Annotated in this window: 16 protein-coding genes; 8 read left to right on the top strand and 8 right to left on the bottom strand. The window is 45.9% G+C overall.

Annotation, left to right across the window (positions count from 1 at the left end):
* Positions 1 to 85 precede the first annotated feature (85 nt).
* Genes phnC through phnE (ACH6C1_RS02915) form a run of 3 tightly spaced genes read left to right on the top strand, consistent with a single transcriptional unit; the run spans position 86 to position 2,465 of the window.
* Positions 86 to 868: a phosphonate ABC transporter ATP-binding protein gene (phnC, locus tag ACH6C1_RS02925; RefSeq protein WP_095221099.1), complete on the top strand. Its 783-nt coding sequence runs from the start codon at positions 86 to 88 to the stop codon at positions 866 to 868.
* The gene (phnE, locus tag ACH6C1_RS02920) at positions 865 to 1,656 is read left to right on the top strand and encodes a phosphonate ABC transporter, permease protein PhnE (RefSeq protein ID WP_374074472.1); all 792 of its coding nucleotides are present in this window, start codon (positions 865 to 867) and stop codon (positions 1,654 to 1,656) included. Before phnC ends, phnE (ACH6C1_RS02920) begins: the two co-directional genes overlap by 4 nt.
* Entirely contained in the window at positions 1,653 to 2,465 is an 813-nt protein-coding gene (gene phnE / locus ACH6C1_RS02915) for a phosphonate ABC transporter, permease protein PhnE (protein WP_374074470.1), read from the top strand. The genes phnE (ACH6C1_RS02920) and phnE (ACH6C1_RS02915) overlap by 4 nt, the downstream gene beginning before the upstream one ends.
* Positions 2,466 to 2,504: 39 nt before the next feature.
* Here the strand turns inward: phnE (ACH6C1_RS02915) and ACH6C1_RS02910 are convergent, their stop codons facing one another.
* Entirely contained in the window at positions 2,505 to 3,068 is a 564-nt protein-coding gene (locus tag ACH6C1_RS02910; protein ID WP_374074468.1) for a nitroreductase family protein, read from the bottom strand.
* Between the two features lie 226 nt (positions 3,069 to 3,294).
* Here ACH6C1_RS02910 and ACH6C1_RS02905 point away from each other — a divergent pair, with 226 nt between their 5' ends.
* Positions 3,295 to 4,128 (top strand): ABC transporter ATP-binding protein, encoded by an 834-nt coding sequence (locus ACH6C1_RS02905; protein ID WP_095221107.1) that lies wholly within the window; start codon positions 3,295 to 3,297, stop codon positions 4,126 to 4,128.
* A 32-nt stretch (positions 4,129 to 4,160) separates the two neighbouring features.
* On the opposite strand, the gene ACH6C1_RS02900 is transcribed toward ACH6C1_RS02905, so the two are convergent.
* Positions 4,161 to 4,493, bottom strand: coding sequence for a helix-turn-helix domain-containing protein (locus ACH6C1_RS02900; RefSeq protein WP_374074465.1), 333 nt, complete (start codon positions 4,491 to 4,493; stop codon positions 4,161 to 4,163).
* Positions 4,494 to 4,654: 161 nt separating this feature from the next.
* Between ACH6C1_RS02900 and ACH6C1_RS02895 the strand changes: the two genes are divergently transcribed.
* The 3 genes from ACH6C1_RS02895 to nhaC all read left to right on the top strand — a co-directional run bounded on the left by ACH6C1_RS02895 (position 4,655) and on the right by nhaC (position 8,610).
* Positions 4,655 to 5,650 carry an asparaginase gene (locus ACH6C1_RS02895; RefSeq protein ID WP_374074463.1) on the top strand — a complete coding sequence of 332 codons (996 nt, stop codon included), beginning with the start codon at positions 4,655 to 4,657 and terminating at the stop codon, positions 5,648 to 5,650.
* A gap of 25 nt (positions 5,651 to 5,675) precedes the next feature.
* Entirely contained in the window at positions 5,676 to 7,103 is a 1,428-nt protein-coding gene (gene aspA, locus ACH6C1_RS02890) for an aspartate ammonia-lyase (protein ID WP_095221111.1), read from the top strand.
* A 109-nt stretch (positions 7,104 to 7,212) separates the two neighbouring features.
* The gene (gene nhaC, locus ACH6C1_RS02885; protein ID WP_374074458.1) at positions 7,213 to 8,610 is read left to right on the top strand and encodes a Na+/H+ antiporter NhaC; all 1,398 of its coding nucleotides are present in this window, start codon (positions 7,213 to 7,215) and stop codon (positions 8,608 to 8,610) included.
* 42 nt (positions 8,611 to 8,652) lie between these two features.
* Here nhaC and ACH6C1_RS02880 read toward each other — a convergent pair whose 3' ends face one another.
* The 5 genes from ACH6C1_RS02880 to ACH6C1_RS02860 all read right to left on the bottom strand — a co-directional run bounded on the left by ACH6C1_RS02880 (position 8,653) and on the right by ACH6C1_RS02860 (position 18,239).
* Positions 8,653 to 12,180 (bottom strand): 5'-nucleotidase C-terminal domain-containing protein, encoded by a 3,528-nt coding sequence (locus ACH6C1_RS02880; protein ID WP_374074456.1) that lies wholly within the window; start codon positions 12,178 to 12,180, stop codon positions 8,653 to 8,655.
* 180 nt (positions 12,181 to 12,360) lie between these two features.
* Positions 12,361 to 13,761 carry an amidase gene (locus tag ACH6C1_RS02875; RefSeq protein WP_374074454.1) on the bottom strand — a complete coding sequence of 467 codons (1,401 nt, stop codon included), beginning with the start codon at positions 13,759 to 13,761 and terminating at the stop codon, positions 12,361 to 12,363.
* A gap of 62 nt (positions 13,762 to 13,823) precedes the next feature.
* Complete coding sequence (locus ACH6C1_RS02870) at positions 13,824 to 15,149, bottom strand: Na+/H+ antiporter family protein (RefSeq protein WP_374074452.1); 1,326 nt, start codon at positions 15,147 to 15,149, stop codon at positions 13,824 to 13,826.
* A gap of 141 nt (positions 15,150 to 15,290) precedes the next feature.
* Positions 15,291 to 17,084 (bottom strand): adenine deaminase, encoded by a 1,794-nt coding sequence (gene ade / locus ACH6C1_RS02865; RefSeq protein ID WP_374074450.1) that lies wholly within the window; start codon positions 17,082 to 17,084, stop codon positions 15,291 to 15,293.
* Between the two features lie 189 nt (positions 17,085 to 17,273).
* Positions 17,274 to 18,239, bottom strand: coding sequence for a ring-cleaving dioxygenase (locus tag ACH6C1_RS02860; RefSeq protein ID WP_374075555.1), 966 nt, complete (start codon positions 18,237 to 18,239; stop codon positions 17,274 to 17,276).
* A 120-nt stretch (positions 18,240 to 18,359) separates the two neighbouring features.
* Between ACH6C1_RS02860 and ACH6C1_RS02855 the strand changes: the two genes are divergently transcribed.
* A complete protein-coding gene (locus ACH6C1_RS02855; RefSeq protein WP_374074448.1) occupies positions 18,360 to 18,908 on the top strand; it encodes a histidine phosphatase family protein in 549 nt (182 codons plus the stop codon).
* A 6-nt stretch (positions 18,909 to 18,914) separates the two neighbouring features.
* On the opposite strand, the gene ACH6C1_RS02850 is transcribed toward ACH6C1_RS02855, so the two are convergent.
* Positions 18,915 to 19,424, bottom strand: coding sequence for a GNAT family N-acetyltransferase (locus ACH6C1_RS02850; RefSeq protein ID WP_374074446.1), 510 nt, complete (start codon positions 19,422 to 19,424; stop codon positions 18,915 to 18,917).
* Positions 19,425 to 19,431 lie beyond the last annotated feature (7 nt).

Here is a 19,431-nt window from a genome sequence, read left to right as displayed (position 1 = left end):
TGGGCTTTTGTCTGTATGTATATCTTTTCTTAACCGTATTTTTTCTGCTTTACTATTAAACTACATAAAAAGGTTGGTATAGAAAGTGATAGAATTTCGCAACGTTTCGAAAACATATCCGAATGGCGTCAAAGGTTTGAAAAACATCAACTTGACTATCGAAAAAGGCGAGTTTATTGTCATTGTTGGTCTTTCCGGTGCCGGTAAGTCTACATTGCTGCGCTCGATTAATAGATTGCATGAAATTTCCGAAGGCGAAATCATGATCGATAATGAATCCATTACAGCTGCAAAAGGGAAGAACTTGCGTCATATCCGCCGTGATATCGGCATGATTTTCCAAAACTTCAATCTCGTTAAACGTTCTACTGTTCTGCGGAACGTACTTTCTGGCCGTGTCGCTTACCATTCTACTTTAAGAACTGTTTTCGGCTTATTCCCAAAAGAAGATGTCAACTTGGCCCTTAACGCTCTGGATCGTGTAAATATCATCGATAAAGCGTACACGCGCTCGGATCAGCTTTCTGGCGGACAGCAGCAGCGTGTATCGATTGCCAGAGCTTTGGCACAGGAAGCTAAAATCATCCTTGCTGATGAACCAGTGGCCTCCCTTGATCCGCTGACAACAAAACAAGTAATGGATGATTTGAAAAAGATCAACCAAGAGCTTGGCATCACGACTGTCGTCAACCTTCACTTCATTGATATTGCACGTCAATATGCAACACGCATTATCGGTTTGAATGCTGGGGAGGTCGTGTTCGACGGACCAGTAGAAGAAGCGACTGATGAGAAATTCCAGGAAATCTACGGACAGCAGCTGGAAAAAGAACAGCAGCGAGGTCCAATTGGAGCGGGTACCGAATGAGTCAGCCTCCGAAGAAGACGATTCCGAAACCGCCTACCAGAATTAAGCATTATCTGACAGTGGCAATCGTACTTGCCCTGCTTGTCTTAAGTTATATTCAAACTGGCTCAAGCTTCATGGATTTGATTACGAACCGTGATCAAATGGCCAGCCTTATCATCGATATGTTCCCGCCAGACTGGGCTTATTTTGAAAACATCATCGAACCGATGCTCGAGACGATCCGCATGGCTGTCATCGGGACAACATTCGGCGCTATCATCTCCGTACCAGTAATATTGCTCTGTGCCAATAACGTAAACCGGATCCCTTGGATTTCTTATCCGGCGCGATTTGTACTGAACTTGATCAGAACAGTTCCAGAACTATTGCTAGCCGCAATCTTCGTAGCAATTTTTGGTTTAGGTATGATTCCTGGTATCTTCGCTCTGACAATCTTCTCCGTGGGGATTATCGCAAAATTGACATATGAATCTGTCGAAGGAATCGACAAGGGACCTATGGAAGCCATGACAGCGGTTGGTGCGAATAAAGTCCAGTGGATCACTTTCGCTATCATTCCGCAGGCTGCTGCCTATTTCGTTTCGTATGTGCTGTATACATTCGAAGTGAATATCCGTGCCGCTGCCATCCTTGGCCTTGTAGGAGCTGGTGGTATCGGTCTTTACTACGACAGCAACCTTGGTTTCTTGAATTATCCACGTGTCAATACCTTGATCATTGCGACACTTGCCGTTGTGTTGATCATCGATTATGTGAGTAACAAACTACGGGAGAAATTACTATGAGCCAATTACCTACACATACTGTCGATAAACCGAAAGGCCGCGGTAAGAAGGTCTTCAACCGTGTGTTGATCCTAGTTATCCTGGCTGCCATCTATGTTTGGGCTTTTTCTGGGATAGAAGAATTTGAAATCAAGGAAACTGCCGGTCAGATTTCCAAAGCGATTTTCGATGGTATCATCCATCCGGACTGGGCATTCGTCAATGAAGAGGAAGGACTTATCTTCGGATTGATCGATACACTTGCCATATCCATCCTTGGTACGTTCATTTCTGCCATTCTCACGATACCATTCGGTTTCTGGGCCGCGAGCCGCCGTGATAAATCCGGCTTCTTCGTTACTGGTGTGGGCCGATTCGTACTTAGCTTCATCCGGGTATTCCCAGAGGTTGTCCTGGCGATTATCTTCATTAAAGCAGTCGGCCCTGGATCATTTGCCGGGGTACTTGCCTTGGGTCTGCACTCCATCGGGATGCTCGGTAAACTATTTGCTGAGGAAGTGGAAGCGATCGATCATGGGCCACGTGAAGCCTTGATCGCAACAGGTGCTAACCGGATCCAGGTACTTGTCTATTCTGTTTTGCCGCAAGTACTGCCTGGTTTCATCTCCTATACACTCTATCGTTTCGAACTGAATGTCCGTGGAGCTTCCATCCTCGGTATTATCGGCGCAGGTGGTATCGGAGCTCCGCTTATTTTCGCTTTGACTTCCCGTAACTGGCCGCGAGTTGGTGTCATTTTGCTTGGTATCATTATATTGGTATCCGTTATTGACTTAATCTCCGGCTATTTACGTAAAAAGATCGTATAAAGAAAACAGCGATTCTGCTTTAAACAGAATCGCTGTTTTTTAGTTCAATACAGTTGTACGTTCGCTTGCAGGTACTCTTGGCTTCACTTTCGGTTCCTTCCCGATAAATCCGACTTGCAGGAGTCCGATATTACGCTCCCCAGGTTTAATTTGCAGTAATTCCCTCGCATCTGCATTCTCAAGCAATGCATTAGTCTTCCAGATCGTCCCGATGCCTTTTTCCCAAGCAAGCAGACTGAAATTCTGGATCAGCATACTGGCAGAAGCATAATCTTCTTCCCGGAATTTCATTTGCGTGTTTTCCTCTAATACAACAGCTATCCAAAGCGGGACATCAGTGATTTTCTTTTTCAGCGCCTCTGCTTTTTTCTCTTTCTCTTCAGCCGTTGCGGCACCTTTCGCTCCTTGCTTCGCATTGATTTCACCAAGCTTTTGTTTCGTCTCGCCATCAATCAGGATGAAACGCCATGGCTGCGTCATCTTATGATTTGGCACCCAAACTGCTATATCAAGCAATTTCTGTATCTCCTCGTAAGAGATCCTTTTACTCGTATCATAATTCGTTATGGATCTTCTGTCCTTAATCAGCTGCTCCAATTGCATCTGTCTCACTCCTCTTCCCATCTCCGTGCTTTTCTTTAATTGAAAATCATTATCAATATCATATCTGAATATTCCATACACTGTCAATGTGCTAGTAATTTGGAAAAAATCTTACTTTTTTATGAAACTTTTCGGATAACGCTTGAACAGACACCAATTTTATGACAATATAAATGATAACGAATCTCATTCTCAAAGCAACGAGAAGAGGAAAGGGGTACCAGTAATGGGACGTTTACAGACGGAATTACTCGAAGTAGCCTATGGAGATAAATCAATCGTAAAAGATTTGACTATAGAAATACCTAAAGGAAAGATTACAGCTCTTGTCGGAGCGAATGGTTCCGGCAAATCCACTATACTTAAAACGATGGCACGTGTCATGAAACCGAAGAACGGCACGGTACTATTGGACGGGAAAAGTATTCATAAACAATCAACGAAGGCTGTCGCGAAGCAGCTTGCCATCCTGCCGCAGAATCCTGTTGCACCCGAGGGTTTGACAGTGTCTGAGCTTGTTGCATATGGCCGCTATCCCCATCAGAAAGGCTTCGGCACACTTACTTCTTATGATAAGGAAGTCATAGCTTGGGCAATCGAAGTGACTGCAATGGAAGATTTCGCACAGCGTGCGGTCGATCAGCTTTCCGGCGGACAGCGTCAGCGCGCTTGGATTGCAATGGCATTGGCACAAGAAACAGAGACTCTCTTCCTTGATGAGCCGACGACATTCCTTGATATGGCGCATCAGCTGGAAGTGCTTATGCTGCTGCATAAACTGAATCGTGAAGAAAATCGCACAATTGTCATGGTCGTACATGATCTCAATCATGCGACACGTTATGCAGATCATATGATTGCTATCAAAAAGGGACAGGTCATTTGTGAAGGTTCACCCGCTGAAACCGTTACTGCAGAAAACCTGCGGGAAGTATTCAATATCGAAGCAGATGTGATCATCGACCCGCGTTCAGGAGTGCCTCTTTGCTTGCCATATAATATTCTCGGAAGTACCGCTCCTGTTGAGCCAGAACGTATGATGGAGAAAACTTTAGCATAAATAAAACGCGTTGCAGCTTTCTGCAACGCGTTTTATAATGCCTGCTCTTCTTCGATTTGTCTTGTTGCCCGGATAAAAGCTATTGCTCCGCCTATCTCCTTTTCGGTCAGCTTTCTTTGATCGACTGACAGCTCTGTATTCCCCCGCTCTGTCAGCTCCAGGCTTCTATCAAAATGACGTCCCAGCAAATCGTCACAGCTTGTTCCAAATAAGTCTGCCAGCATAATCAGTGCCTCAAATGACGGACGCCGATATCCGGATTCGTAGCCTGCATATGTGCTCTTGGCTATACCAAGACGGTCTGCGGTATCTTGCAGCGACCAATTTTTCTTTTTCCTTAATTCAGATAACCGATCCAGATTCATCCTACTTCCCCCGCTCATTTTTCCTTCCTATTATTATAGCATCGTTTCGTACGCGATACGAATAATATAATCTTGATTAACCCTAATACCTTCTCTATAATTAGGGTTAAAGTACGCAATTAGCGAATAACATTTTGAAATAGATAGAAGAGGTGCAGGGAATGAAGAAGCTATTATTACTTACCACCGGCGGCACCATTGCATCAGTCGAAGGAACAAATGGCCTGTCTCCGGCTGTAGATGCGAATGAATTATTAAGCTATGTTTCCAATATGGATAATGATTATACAATGGAAACAATCTCGCTTATGAATCTGGACAGCACAAACATGCAGCCGGAAGATTGGGTGACGATGGCAGAGGCAGTCAAAGAACATTATGATGCTTACGATGGCTTTGTCATCACGCACGGAACCGATACGATGGCTTATACGGCAGCAGCTTTGTCTTATATGCTGCAAAACGCAAACAAACCGATTGTGATCACTGGCTCGCAAATCCCGATTACGTTCCAGAAAACAGATGCGAAAAAGAATATTAAGGATGCCATCCGCTTTGCTTGTGAAGAAGTTGGCGGTGTCTATGTTGTATTTGATGGCCGTGTGATACAAGGAACACGGGCAATCAAGCTGCGGACGAAAAGCTATGATGCATTTGAAAGCATCAATTACCCGTACATCGCCTTCATCCATGAAGATGAGGTCGAATACAATAAAAAAATTCAAAGCGAAAAAGTCCCGTTTACCGTTGATACTTCCCTCTGTACTGATGTACTCTTATTAAGGTTGTATCCGGGCTTGAAGCCCGAGATATTGGATGCTTTAGGAAGCATGTATAAAGGAATAGTAATCGAGAGCTATGGCAGCGGTGGTATTCCATTCGAGGGACGCGACCTTCTCCAAAAGATAAACGAATTGGTGGAAAGAGGCATTATCGTCGTCATCACTACACAATGCCTGGAAGAAGGCGAAGACATGAGTATCTACGAAGTCGGCCGGCGCATCAACCAGGAGTTGGTGATTCGTTCAAGCAATATGAACACAGAGGCAATCGTACCGAAACTCATGTGGGCACTAGGCCAATCAACCGATCTTAAAGAAGTGAAACGCATGATGGAAACACCGATCGCTGAAGATATTACTATATGGCCCTCTTAAATAAGTGAAAAGGAAGGTTCAGTTCATGGCAGACTTACAAGAGAACTACCGGATTGAGAAAGACTTTCTGGGAGAAAAACAAATTATAAAGGATGCCTATTACGGCATTCAAACGCTGCGTGCGTCAGAGAATTTCCCTATAACGGGTTACCGCATCCATGAAGAAATGATCAAAGCACTTGGTATCGTGAAAAAGTCAGCTGCACTTGCCAATATGGATGTAAAACGCTTGTATGAAGGACTCGGCAATGCAATTGTTCAAGCATCAGATGAAATCATTAACGGTCAATGGCATGATCAATTTATCGTAGATCCAATCCAAGGCGGTGCTGGCACCTCTATTAATATGAATGCGAATGAAGTTATCACGAACCGCGCCCTGGAAATCCTCGGTCATGAAAAAGGCGATTATCAGCATTTAAGCCCTAACACACATGTAAATATGTCTCAATCGACCAATGATGTATTTCCGACAGCCATCCATATCTCGACATTGAACATGCTTGAGAAATTACTCGATACGATGGAATATATGCAGCAGGAATTCAAGAAGAAAGCAAAACAATTCGATTCTGTCATCAAAATGGGGCGTACGCATCTTCAGGATGCAGTGCCGATTCGTTTGGGACAGGAATTCGAAGCGTACAGCCGTGTGCTGGAAAGAGATATCAAACGAATCAAGCAGTCCCGTCAGCATCTGTACGAGGTCAATATGGGAGCAACAGCGGTCGGTACAGGTTTGAATGCAAACCCGAAATATATCGAACATGTTGTCGAACATTTGGCTGCCAACAGCGGCCTGCCGCTTGTAACTGCTGAAAATCTGGTCGATGCAACACAGAATACGGATGCATATACCGAGGTTTCCGCTTCTCTGAAGGTTTGTATGATGAACATGTCCAAGATTGCCAATGATCTACGCTTGATGGCTTCTGGCCCGAGAGCAGGACTGAACGAAATCAACTTGCCGGCACGTCAGCCAGGATCATCCATCATGCCTGGGAAAGTGAATCCAGTCATGGCTGAGATGATCAACCAAATCGCATTCCAAGTAATCGGCAATGATAACACGATTTGCCTGGCATCCGAAGCTGGACAGCTGGAATTGAATGTAATGGAACCTGTGCTTGTGTTCAACCTATTGCAGTCCATCAGCATCATGAATAACGGCTTCCGCTCCTTCACTGATAACTGTTTGATCGGCATTGAGGCAAATGAAGCATTATTGAAGGAATACGTAGATAAAAGTGTTGGCTTGCTAACGGCAGTCAATCCGCATTTAGGCTATGAAGTTGCAGCACGGATTGCACGTGAAGCGATCCTTACTGGTAAATCTATCCGTGAACTTTGCCTCCAATATGATGTCTTAACGGAAGAAGAGCTTGATATTATCTTAAATCCATACGAAATGACCAAACCGGGTATTGCAGGCGAGGAGCTTTTTGATAGATAATAGAAAAATGTGCGTGCGACCTATTTCTTAAAAAAAATAGGTCACAGGGCGCATGTTTATCCGTTTCTATTTGTAAGCGGGTTCATTATTATTTTTAGGAGGACTGGTTTTGAAAGAAGCAAGATTACCAACAATTACTGAGATAATCATCATACTAGGAATCTTTCTAGCGCTTGTATTATCATTCACAGTCTATCTTGACCTGCCGATTCAGCTGGCAATTTTCATATCATGGTTTGTTGTCATCATACTTGGCATACGACTTGGTCACCTATATCAGGATTTGCAGAAATCGATTATGGGCGGTATATCGAACGGATTGGAAGCAATCCTGATTCTTGTTGCCGTTGGAGCATTGATTGGTACATGGATCGCAGGTGGTGTCGTACCGACATTGATATACTATGGTCTTGAATTCATTCACCCTAGTATCTTCCTGCTTGCAACCTTGATCATCTGTTCCATCATGTCCGTCGCTACAGGAACGTCCTGGGGAACCGCTGGTACAGCTGGTATCGCGATGATGGCGATCGGCGAAGGATTAGGTATGCCGCTGCCGCTAGTAGCTGGAGCAGTACTGTCCGGATCTTATTTCGGGGATAAGCTCTCCCCTTTGTCTGATAGTACAGTGCTTGCTGCCTCTCTCTCCAAGGTAGATGTATTGGAGCATGTTCGAGCTATGCTGTTCCTGTCACTACCAGCGTTCGTCATCACGGCTATTCTTTTTACAGGGGCTGGATTCCTCTATGCTGGCGATGATATTGACCAAGCAAGGGTAGATTCACTCAAAACTGCTTTGTTAAATAACTTTGATATCAGCATCCTTATGCTGATCCCAGCGATAGCAGTACTTGTTTTACTGGCCATGAAGAAACCATCCTTGCCGGTAATCGTTACCGGAGCCCTGCTGGGTGCGATTTGGGCATCCTTATTCCAGGGAATGAATTTCGCAGAAGCGCTTGGCACTGCTTATAATGGCTTCTCAATAGACACAGGTGTAAACTTCATTGATGGCATCCTCAACCGAGGCGGCGTAATGGGTATGCTCGACACACTGATGGTCATCATCTTCGGTCTTGGTTTCGGTGGATTACTTGAGAAGCTTGGCGTCCTGCAGGTTATCGTTTCCACTTTCGAAAAGAAACTTGTATCAGCAGGCAATACGACAGTCGCTACACTTATAGTTGCATTCCTTGGTAATGTACTTGGCTGTGCCATGTATGTTGCCTTGATCCTAACACCAAAAATGATGGAAAAAACGTACGACAGGCAGCAGCTTGACCGTCGTGTTCTGTCCCGTAACACAGAAGTCGGCGGTACATTGACATCCGGTATGGTACCTTGGTCAGACAATGGCATATACATGGCTGGTATTCTTGGCGTTTCTACATTATCCTATCTGCCTTTCATGTGGCTGAGCTTTGTAGCAATCGGACTCGCTATCATCTACGGTTACACTGGAAAATTCATCTGGTACAACAAAGAAAAAACAGCAGCTGAAAGCTAAAAAAACACCTTCAAGCAATTATTGCTTGAAGGTGTTTTTGCATTACCAGCGCCAGAACAGGTTCTTCACCCAATTCCACACTGTTCCGATAATGTCTTTGACAATGTCCACAATCGGATGATTTGGTTTTTCGTCATCCGGCTGATCAGGTTCAGTCGGCGGCTCCTCTGGATCTGTAGGAGGATCAGTCGGTGTATCTCCGCTCACTTCGGAAATACGTCCCTCTGCTGTATAGCTTATCGGCTCCATTTCGAAGCTGCGTACATACTCCACAGTAGCCTCCAGGTCCTCTGGTCCCATTACAGGATTACGCCCCAGCTCGCTGATTGGACGATACTTATCTCCTAATGACGTGCCCATGAAGTTATTCACTGTCAGCGTATATACTTTATCTTCGTTAATAGGTGAACCATCAGGAAGCTTGATGTCCACAACCTGATTTGTTTCTCCATCCCACGTATACGTAAAGCCGCTTATACTGTAATCCGGACCGTAGGAAGTGATCTGGGCATTCAATATAGGTGCCAAATCAGCTCCATCGATTTCAAACGTCATGAGTGTATTATTGAAAGGCTGGATATTGAAAAGCTCACCCCAAGTAATGTCACCTTCCAATAAATCATCCCTGATTCCTCCGCCATTCATCATAGCGAAATCACTATTCATTGCATGATTCATGCCATCAGCAAGCAAATTGCCAAGTGCATTATCACCTATTTCCCCTTTTACAGCATAACCGCCAGTCATCGTATTAGCTGCGACACCTACAACTTCGTTCATGATTGGCGCCACTTCTTCTGCGTATTTAGACAGTATAGCTCCGACTGTCGGATCAGGTGTGTAGGCCGCTTGATCTGTCCAGACAATTTCAGCTTGCTTGGATACGATATCGCCAGTTTCACGGTCGATTTCCAGGTCCACATCAGAGAAAGCTTTACCGTATTCAGATGCTTGTACTATAAGTTTATTGTCTACAGTTGCGTTGACAACAGCATGGTTATGCGCTGCAAAGATGATATCAACTTCGTCATCTACCGCGTTTGCCATGTCAGCTGCGTCACCTGTAGCACTATCTCCGCTCTGCTCCGCTGGCATATGAGACAGAACTACAATAGCCTTCACACCTTGCTCCTTCAGTTCTGCTGTTGCTTTGTTGACTGCTTCTACCTCGTCTGTAATGGTAATGTCTTGAATTCCTTCCGGCATGACCATACCAAGGGATGCTGTCGTATTTACTCCGATAAAGCCTATTTTTTCTCCGTCCACTTCCTGAATGCTGTAAGGAGGAAGAATTGTCTCACCACTGTCTTTGTAGACACAGTTCGCACAAAGTATGGCAAAGTTCGTACCATCATAGCCAGGAGTCCCATTCGGGTGCTCCCCGCCCTCCACGATACGCAGCAGCTCTTCTGTTCCTTCGTCCAGTTCATGGTTGCCAATTGTACCGACATCGAAGCCCATCGCTTCCATAATCTCGATTGTCGGCTCATCCTGAAGCAGAGCTGATACAGGTGAGCTGCCGCCGATCATATCTCCGGCATGTACTAACAAACTATTTGGATTCTCTGCTTCCCGCTGTTTGATAGCGGCAGCAGTATAATCCATACGGCCGAATGTACCATCCATCGTACCATCTTCGTTTGTATCAAGTTCGTATTGCTGATCAATCTTACCGTGAAGATCATTCATACCAAGCAGCTGCACCGCCAAGTTATCTTCATTAGCTGGAGGCTCTGTACCATCATCTGCAGTATAGCCTTCTGCAATGGCATCCTCCTCTGTCCAGAAGAAGATACGCTTATCAACCGGAATAGATTCCCATTCAGTTGGAACTACATATTCCTTTGTATCCGAGTTTCCAACATATTTATCCAGACCGCCGCCATCATAGCGGGCCCGGAATTCAAATGGCAGTTCCTCCAGCGGCGAATCAGGATTCCAGATACCTCTTTCCTGTTCTTTTGCATCCGCAACAGCTTGCTGGAAGATGTCATATTCGTCTGTATCCCCTATTGGTGCGATGAAATAAGTGACTGCCAGTCCTTCTTTCACCAATTCGAGGTTCATATTTTCGCCTTCATCGGTGATGACCTGTGCCAGCAAACGGCCGTAGTTATCTGTCGGCTCTTCACCCACTTTCAGGGTAATTTCCTCGCCTGCAGAAAGCTTTGTCTTCAAATAATCAGACGCAGCTTTTCCATGATCCAGCTGGTTCTGATCCAATTCATTTTTTACAGAGTGGAATGTCTCAGGCGTATCCGCATTTACAAAACGCACACGATCCGAGCCTAAAACAGGGTCTTGAAGACGGATTGTGTCTCCGTCTGTGACAGATTCCACAATTGCTTTGTACGTACCTTCCGTATGAGGTGCTTCTGGCTGTTCTGCCGCAACCTGCATATCCTCCTGCCTACGAGGAAGAATTTGATAGCTGTCGTATTGGCTCAGGATAGCAGTAACGTCATACCACTTACCTTCTTCGATAGTCGAAATATCCAACGCGGATTCCATGATACGCAATGTAACAGATTCATAGTTTTCATTGATAAACTGCACATTGTAGCCACCGCCAGCTGGGCTTTCCGGAATATCCTTGATGTAACCTGTCACCTGGACAAGCTTTCCTTCAGCCGGTTCAGCTGATGTTTCATCCTGAAGCTGACTGATTGTCATTTCTTCAGCTAAAGGTATCTCATTACCGACAGAAACGATTGTGACGCCATCTACTGCTGGTTCTATTTCAGTTAGTCCTTTATAACTCGTAATTTTCCCAGTAACGCGGATAAGGTCGCCTTCCTTGATATCCGGAAAAGCAGCTGTATCCGTATGATAGATATTGATACCAGCTGTATCGTCTTGAAGGAATGTGGATAACCTCCCACCGCCGATACTAGCATTATCTGCTGTAGCAATTCCTTCCACTGTTACCGTTTCACCAGCCTTGCCCTTCACATCGGCTATCGGCTGGACTGTACCTGCCTCCGGCTCTTCTTCAGGATTCTCACCAGGCTGCTCTTGCCCGTGAGAACCGATGGTGTTAAACGTATCCTTTTCCGTTACCTCCCACTGCTCTGAAACGAAGACTGTGCTGCCTTCGGTCACTTCAGTGGACCGGATAAGGCCGATATCCTTGGCTGTTTCCCGATCATTCCCGATTTCACCAACCACATCCAGAACAGCACCATCCTGCTGGAGAGCAACTGCATCATTTCCATTGAAGTTAATGACGCTCCCGTTTGTCAGATCCGCTGCTGCAAGCAATTCTTCGCCAGCACGCGGGTTGGCGATCACATATGTAGCACCAGATTCCAATGTACCCGATAATGTCAGGGAAGCAGTCGCTTCCGTATTGCCATTTAAATATCCTGCCAGTTCGAATTGACTTAGGTCAATCGGCTCGCTTGTCGGATTATAAAGCTCGATCGCTTTATTATAAGAGCTTCCTTCTACGTATTCCGATAGAATTGGTGCCGCAGCACGTTCTGCAGCTTGTACCAAAGAGAAGCTCGGCAAAATCCCGGAACAAATAAGTGTGACTATTGCAAAAACAGATATGATCCTTTTGCCCATCTACTTGATTCCCCCAAAATATTAGTAAGTTCGGCAAATACCGTCGAACTCCGTCATTTACCATACTAGCGGGAATGCCGCTTTCCTGATATAGGAGGATAGTTTTGATTCTGGTTAATTTTCTGTAAAGCAACCGGGGTATTTTGGGCAAAAAGAAAAAAAGCAGCCGAAGCTGCTTTTCTAACGTAGTGGATAGGCGTCCATATAAGCTTTGGCTGCACGAAGCACACGAGCATCCTGAAATCGGTTGGCAGCTAGCTGCATGCCGATCGGCAAGCGCCCTTGTGATAGACCTGCTGGCAGGGAAGCTGCTGGAAGACCAGTCACATTGTAAGCATGTGTCATCATCCAGTCTGCATCTTCCTTTACTTGCTGCCCATCAATGACAGACGGACCTAACAAATGATAGTCGAATGCTGGAACTGCCAGTGTCGGCGACAGCACCAAGTCGTAATCCTGGAGTACCGTCTGCAGCCTGTTCCAAACTGTCGAGCGATTTCTTTCGTATGCACGATAATCCGAGGCCATCAATGGCTTGCCTTTTTCGATCATATCGCGATAGGAATCTGACACCCATTCTGGATTGGTTTCAAGCAATTTGGCACTGCCTGCCGCTGAAGACGCATACCACATACTTGTAAAGAACCCATTGAATTCATGTCTATCCATATCAAAATTAAGGTCTACTGTCTCAATAGACATTCCGAGCGACCGCCAATTATCAAATGTTGCTTCGACAACTTTCCTCACTTCTGGATCCACAGCATACATGCCGAAATCAGGTGTATAGGCGATACGCAAACCTTGAGCTTGTTCTTCCAAATAGGAAGAGCCGATATGACTATCCAGCAGTGGCAGACTGAAAGGATCTGTTGTGGAGGGACCCTGAACTGCCTCAAGGAAAAGCGCACTGTCATCTGGATGTTTGGAGAGCGGTCCATGATTGACGAACGGAGAACTTGATCCAAATACATTACCTAGATTGTTATCCATCGGAATACGGCCATATGTCGGCTTAAAGCCAAATACACCGCAAAGGCTGGCCGGAATTCGAATGGAGCCTCCTCCATCGCTTCCCTCTGCCAGCGGCACCATTCCTGCTGCAACAGCGGCAGCGGCCCCGCCGCTTGATCCGCCTGCTGTCTTGGTATGATCCCAAGGATTCACAGTCGCACCGAAGACCATATTATCCGTCGTACCTTTATGACCAAATTCAGGCGTGTTCGTCTTGCCCATGATCAGAGCACCCGCTTGACGCAGACGCTTGACGATTGTAGCGTCCCGATCAGCAATATGATTCTTATAAGCCGGTGAACCAAAAGTGGTACGCATACCTTTTACCGGAGTAAGATCTTTGATCCCGACTGGAATACCATGCAAGAGCCCTGTCTCTTCGCCGCGCATCACTGCCGCTTCTGCCTCTTTCGCCTCCGCAAGCAGCTCATCATTCATGGTAACGAACGCATTGATCTCGCCGTTTTTACTCTCTGTCTGATCCAAATAATAAGAAGCAACCTCAACTGGTGAGATTTCCTTATCTTTGATAGCCGTCACTAATTCGCGTACTGTTTTGCCTTCCACTGTCATCGCCCCTTTTTATCCTCTACACGTATCATAACGCTAGCATGTCCAGCGTTCAACCGTCAGAGGATCATCGCTGCAATCCAGCCGAAGACGATGACAGGCAGGTTGTAATGGAGGAATGTCGGGACGACTGTATCCCACATATGGTCATGCTGTCCATCCGCATTCAGACCAGACGTTGGTCCGAGCGTACTGTCAGAGGCAGGTGAACCAGCGTCACCAAGGGCACCTGCTGTACCAACAAGTGCAATGATCGCCATCGGACTGAAGCCTAGTTCGATTGCCAAAGGTACAAAGATCGTTGCGATTACTGGCACTGTTGAGAATGAAGACCCAATTCCCATAGTTACAAGCAAGCCAACAACTAGCATCATCAATGCACCAAGAGCCTGGCTGCCATGAATTGCTTTTGCTGCAGTCTCGACCAGCGATTCAACATCTCCGGTAGCACCAATTACGCTGGAGAAGCCGGAAGCGGAGATCATTACGAATCCAATAAAAGCCATCAGGCGCATGCCGTTGGTCAAGATTGTATCCGCTTCTTTCCATTTGAGTGTTCTTGTAACATAGAGCACGATAATACCGGCCAAAGCACCGAATACCATGGAGTCAGTCCAAATCTGAACGGCTAGTGCTGCAACAATGGATAAAATGGAAAAGATTAAGGTAGAACGTTCCAGATTCACATTCTCTTCTTTCACTTCATCTGGGACTGGCAGTTCGACAGTTTGATACTGTCTTGGTTTTCGATAAGAAAATAGTGCAATAATCAGACCTGCCACCATTCCCAAGGATGGAATAAGCATTGCAGTCGGGATTTGATCCGGATTCACTTCCAAACCGCTTGCTGTCATATTCGTTGCTACGATTTCATGAAAAATCTGACCATAGCCTGCTGGCAGAAGCATATATGGCGTTACCAAACCAAATGTCAAAATGGTAGCCGTCAAGCGGCGGTCAATTTGCAATTCATTCATGATCTTCAAAAGCGGCGGAATCAATAATGGGATAAAAGCGATATGCACAGGAATCACATTCTGCGAGAAGCAGGCCATGATTAAAATCAAAATAAGAATGAGTGCGCGCGTACGTTTTTTAGCGTAAGCTGTGTCTTTCTTTCCACTGATGGAAATGATGCCTCTCACCATCGCCTCTGGAAGACCTGTGCTAGCAATTGCGACAGCAAATCCTCCTAACATCGCATAGCTTAAGGCGACATTTGCGCCTCCTCCTACACCGTCTGTGAACGCACTAAGCGTTCCATCTATTCCAAGCCCTCCGACTAATCCGCCGATAAGAGAGCCTAATATTAAAGAAAAAACGACATTGATTCGCAGTAAACTGAGGACCAGCACTGCGATAACTGCTATAACAACTGCGTTCACTTCAAATTCCTCCATCGCTTTATTATGGTAAAGTATTAAAGTACAATAACAGATAATCCAGCTTTTTGTCAATGTAATCTGAAGTAATCGGAATATTCAAGACAAAAGAAAAACCAGCATTCCTGCTGGTTCCCCTCCCTCTTATTCCGATATGATTACATCAATCAGCTTGAATGTCGTAACATCGGCAAGTCCGCGATTCGTCACACGAATCTCCGGAATGACTGGTAAAGCAATCAAGGAGAACGTCATAATTGGGTCTGTAATGCTGCAGCCCAGCTTTTCCCATGCTCTTACTAGCTCCCCTACTTGACCGACAACTGTTTCCAAAGGCTGATCAGACATCAATCCGGCAATCGGCATCGGTAATTCTGCCAAGATCTCGCCGTCCAGAACAGCCACAAGGCCGCCTCCGATTTCCGCCAGCCTATTAGCAGCGATGGCCATATCTTCACGATCGACACCCATGACAAGCAGATTATGGCTATCATGTGCAACAGTCGAAGCGACTGCTCCCCGCTGGAACTGGAACCCATGCACGAAGACATTGGATATCTGTCCGGTTCCTTTATGTCTTTCAATATTAGATAAATGGATGATGTCCTGTTTCTTATCTATTTGCACTGCTCCATCCTTGACATGCAGTGAAGCGGTCATCTTCTCTGTCCGCGCACTTCCTTCAATTGCTTTGATGACATTCACCTGCACGTCACCGTCCGGACGATCTGTATGATGCAGGAAATCATCTGCTTGCATGTCACGTGCCAGATGCACGGAGCTTCGCACAGCATCCGGATACGTATACGCTGGGAATGCTTGCTGCAGCTCTCCATTTTCAAACTGGATGCTTCCATCCGCGATAACAGTAGCTGCTTCCATCTGCTGCAAATCCTCTATTAGAAGCAAATCAGCAAATTTACCAGCACTGATGCTACCAATATCATTTTCCATATGGAAATATCGAGCCGAGTTGATCGTAGCCAGCTGAATTGCTGTCACAGGATCAAGCCCTTCCTCGATCGCACGGCGGACAACATGATTCATATGTCCTTTTGTAATCAAAGTTTCTGGATAAACGTCATCCGTCACCAGCGAAATATTGCGTGTGTCGACGTCATATTCCGTAATCACCTTAATCACTTCTTTTACATCTCGCCATGCCGATCCTTCACGAATCTGCACATGCAAGCCCGCACGAAGCTTAGCCAATGCATCTTCTTTGGCAATCGTTTCATGATCGGATGTGACACCTGCTGCGATATATGCCTGCAGCGCATATGGATCCTCTGAAGGGAAATGACCGGTAACTGTCTTTCCTGCTTTGATCGTCTCCGCTATTTCGCCATGCATTTTGCTATCTCCATAAACGACACCAGGGAAGTTCATTACTTCTCCCAGTCCTTGGACATTCTCCCACGTAAGTCCTTCCTGTATATCTGCTACAGTGAGGCTTGCTCCCGCATCCTCCAAATCATCCGTTGCCGGTACACATGACGGGAACGTCGTATACACTTTCAATGGCAGCTGCTGCCCTTCCTCGTGCATATAACGAACACCTTCAATCCCGAATACGTTCGCTATCTCATGGGGATCCATGAATACCGTCGTCGTACCTTTTGCAAGTGCTGCCTTGGAAAATTCCGTCACGGAAAGCATCGTACTTTCCACATGCATATGACCGTCGATCAGCCCTGGTACTAGGTATTGTCCATTTGCTTCTATCACTTTTGTATCAGGTCCTTCATGCTCCTTCAGTGCTTTTCCGACCAGTGCTATCCGGTCGCCTGATACGACAACATCGGTATGCTCCAGCAGTTCTCCTGTGAATACGTTGACTAGCACACCATCTCGGATAATCAAATCAGCGGGACGCTTTCCTAATACAACCTCACCTAATCGCTTTGCTGCTTCATATAATTTCGTTCTTTTTCCCACTGTGTTCAACTCCTATTATCCTTATACGTTATGCCCATAAACGTGTAAAAAATTCCCGGCATCGTGGAACTCAAGCTCGGGAAACTCTCTTTCTTATACGCATTTATTTCTATTTATAGAATCATATATCAGATGCTTGCGTCAACCCCGACATACGAAAAAACCGCCCTGTCAGGCGGTTTCCAGTTGTTATTTCTTTCTCGTATCAAGCGGTGTCAGCTTAGCTTCAATACTCTCCCGCTCACCTTCGAGAAACGGCGGCAGCGCCAATGTCTCACCTAAAGCATCCGGATCTTCATCCGTTGCAAATCCAGGTCCGTCTGTGGCAAGCTCAAACAAAATACCATTCGGCTCCCGGAAATAAAGAGATTGGAAATAATAACGGTCCACCAGTCCCGAATTCGGTAAGTGATCAGCATATAGGATTTTCTTTGCGCGCTCCAATTCGTCCCTGTCTTTCACCCGGAAAGCTACATGGTGCACACTTCCGCGGCCAGGACGTTCCCGCTGTAATTCAGGTACAACTTCTACCATTATTTCCGCGCCTGTGCCTCCTTGGCCAACTTCATATATATGCAAATTCGTTCCATCAGCAAGCTGTGCCTCTGTTTTCTTACGGAACCCCATTAGTTCTACTAAGACATGTTCTGTCGGTGCAAGCTCCGGCACAGTCAGCTTTACAGGCCCAAGACCAATGATGGCAAACTCCGCCGGTACATCGGCATCTTCCCAAGGAACTCCTGCAGGGACCCCTTCGTTCTGTTCATCCGAAACAAGCATGAGCCGCTGCTTTTCCGGATCCTCAAAGAAGAGAACCTTGCGCCCCTGCAGTTCCACCTGCTGTGATTGGATATCATAATCCTCCAAACGATTCGCCCAATAGCGAATTGCTTCATCTGATGCGACACGCAAGGATGTGAGGGAGATACTGTTGTTTCCCGTATACGTGCGGCCAGCACGATGAATTTCGAAAAAAGTTAGATCTGTTCCCGGACTGCCAAACTTGTCAGCATAGAAAAGGTGATACATCGACGTATCATCCTGGTTGACTGTCTTTTTGACAAGACGCATCCCCATCACTTTTGTATAAAAATCATAGTTATTCGCTGCGTTTGCTGTTATGGCTGAAACGTGGTGAATACCGTGAAGCTCCATCATCTGCTTCGCCCCCTAAACGTACAATGTATTAGTTACTTACAAAATGTAACCTAGTTCAAATAAAAATGCAAATGCCCCCTCTCATTATTGATAGAATTAAAGGGAAGGAGGACAATTATGCTGACAACTCTTTATGTTGTGCGTCATGCGCATACTATTTATACACCCGATGAACGGAACCGGACATTATCCGAGGAAGGATATCGTGATGCGAGGATAGTTCAGAAGCTTTTAGCAGCCGAACAAGTAGATACCTATATCTCCAGTCCCTATCGGCGTGCTTGGGAAACGATCGTGCGTAATGCTTCCGCTGCTGTTCTGGATGAAAGATTGCGAGAGCGGCAAGTTGCCGCTGCACCGGTTGAAGACTTCCAAGGAGCTATGGACCGTTTATGGTCACAGGAGGAATATCAGTTTCCGGGAGGTGAATCGAATAGGAGCGCTAGAGCAAGAGGCGTAGATGCCTTTCAGGATATACTCGCTGCTTATGCTGGCAAACGAATCGCTATCGGAACCCACGGTAATCTGATGGTGCTGACAATGGGCCATTACGACACCCGATTCAATTATGATTTCTGGAAACAGCTGAACATGCCCGCTATCTGGAAGCTAACCTTCGATGGCCAGCAATACATACAGGCCGAGCCTTTATCCATACAAAAATAGCGGACATTATCTGTCCGCTATTTTCCATCCATATGCAATTTCAGGGTAAGATACCCCTTCAATCTGAAGCTTGTCTTCAGCGATTTTCACTCCGCCTAAGCCTTCATAGAAATGCCTGGCATCATTTCCGACGAGCATCCATGCCACCACGCCTGTCATTCCTTCGGCCGCAAGCCGATTTTCCAAAGCTCGAATAAGCATCTTTCCGATCCCACGATTCTTATTGGCAGGATCAAGATAAACTGCGTATACCTCGCCATCGTAATCCGGATGTATATTATCCCGGCATCTGCCTCCGCTGATGAAGCCGACAACCGTCTCACCTTCTTCTGCAACAAGCAGTAAGGATCCGGACTTCAGCACCCTTTCAAACCGAGCTGCTCTTTCTTCCGGTCGAATGGCAGTTAGATAATCAGCAGGCAATATATCCTGATAGGCAAATTGCCAGCCAAGCATACTAATTTCTCCGATCCTATTACAGTCAGCTTTTCTTGCTTCACGTATGGTAACTGTCATCCTGATC

The sequence above is a fragment of the Terribacillus sp. JSM ZJ617 genome (genome assembly GCF_044383785.1).
Lineage (GTDB): Bacteria > Bacillota > Bacilli > Bacillales > Amphibacillaceae > Terribacillus.
The sequence above is the reverse complement of the archived record's forward strand: the minus strand, read 5'-3'. Positions and strand labels throughout refer to the sequence as shown.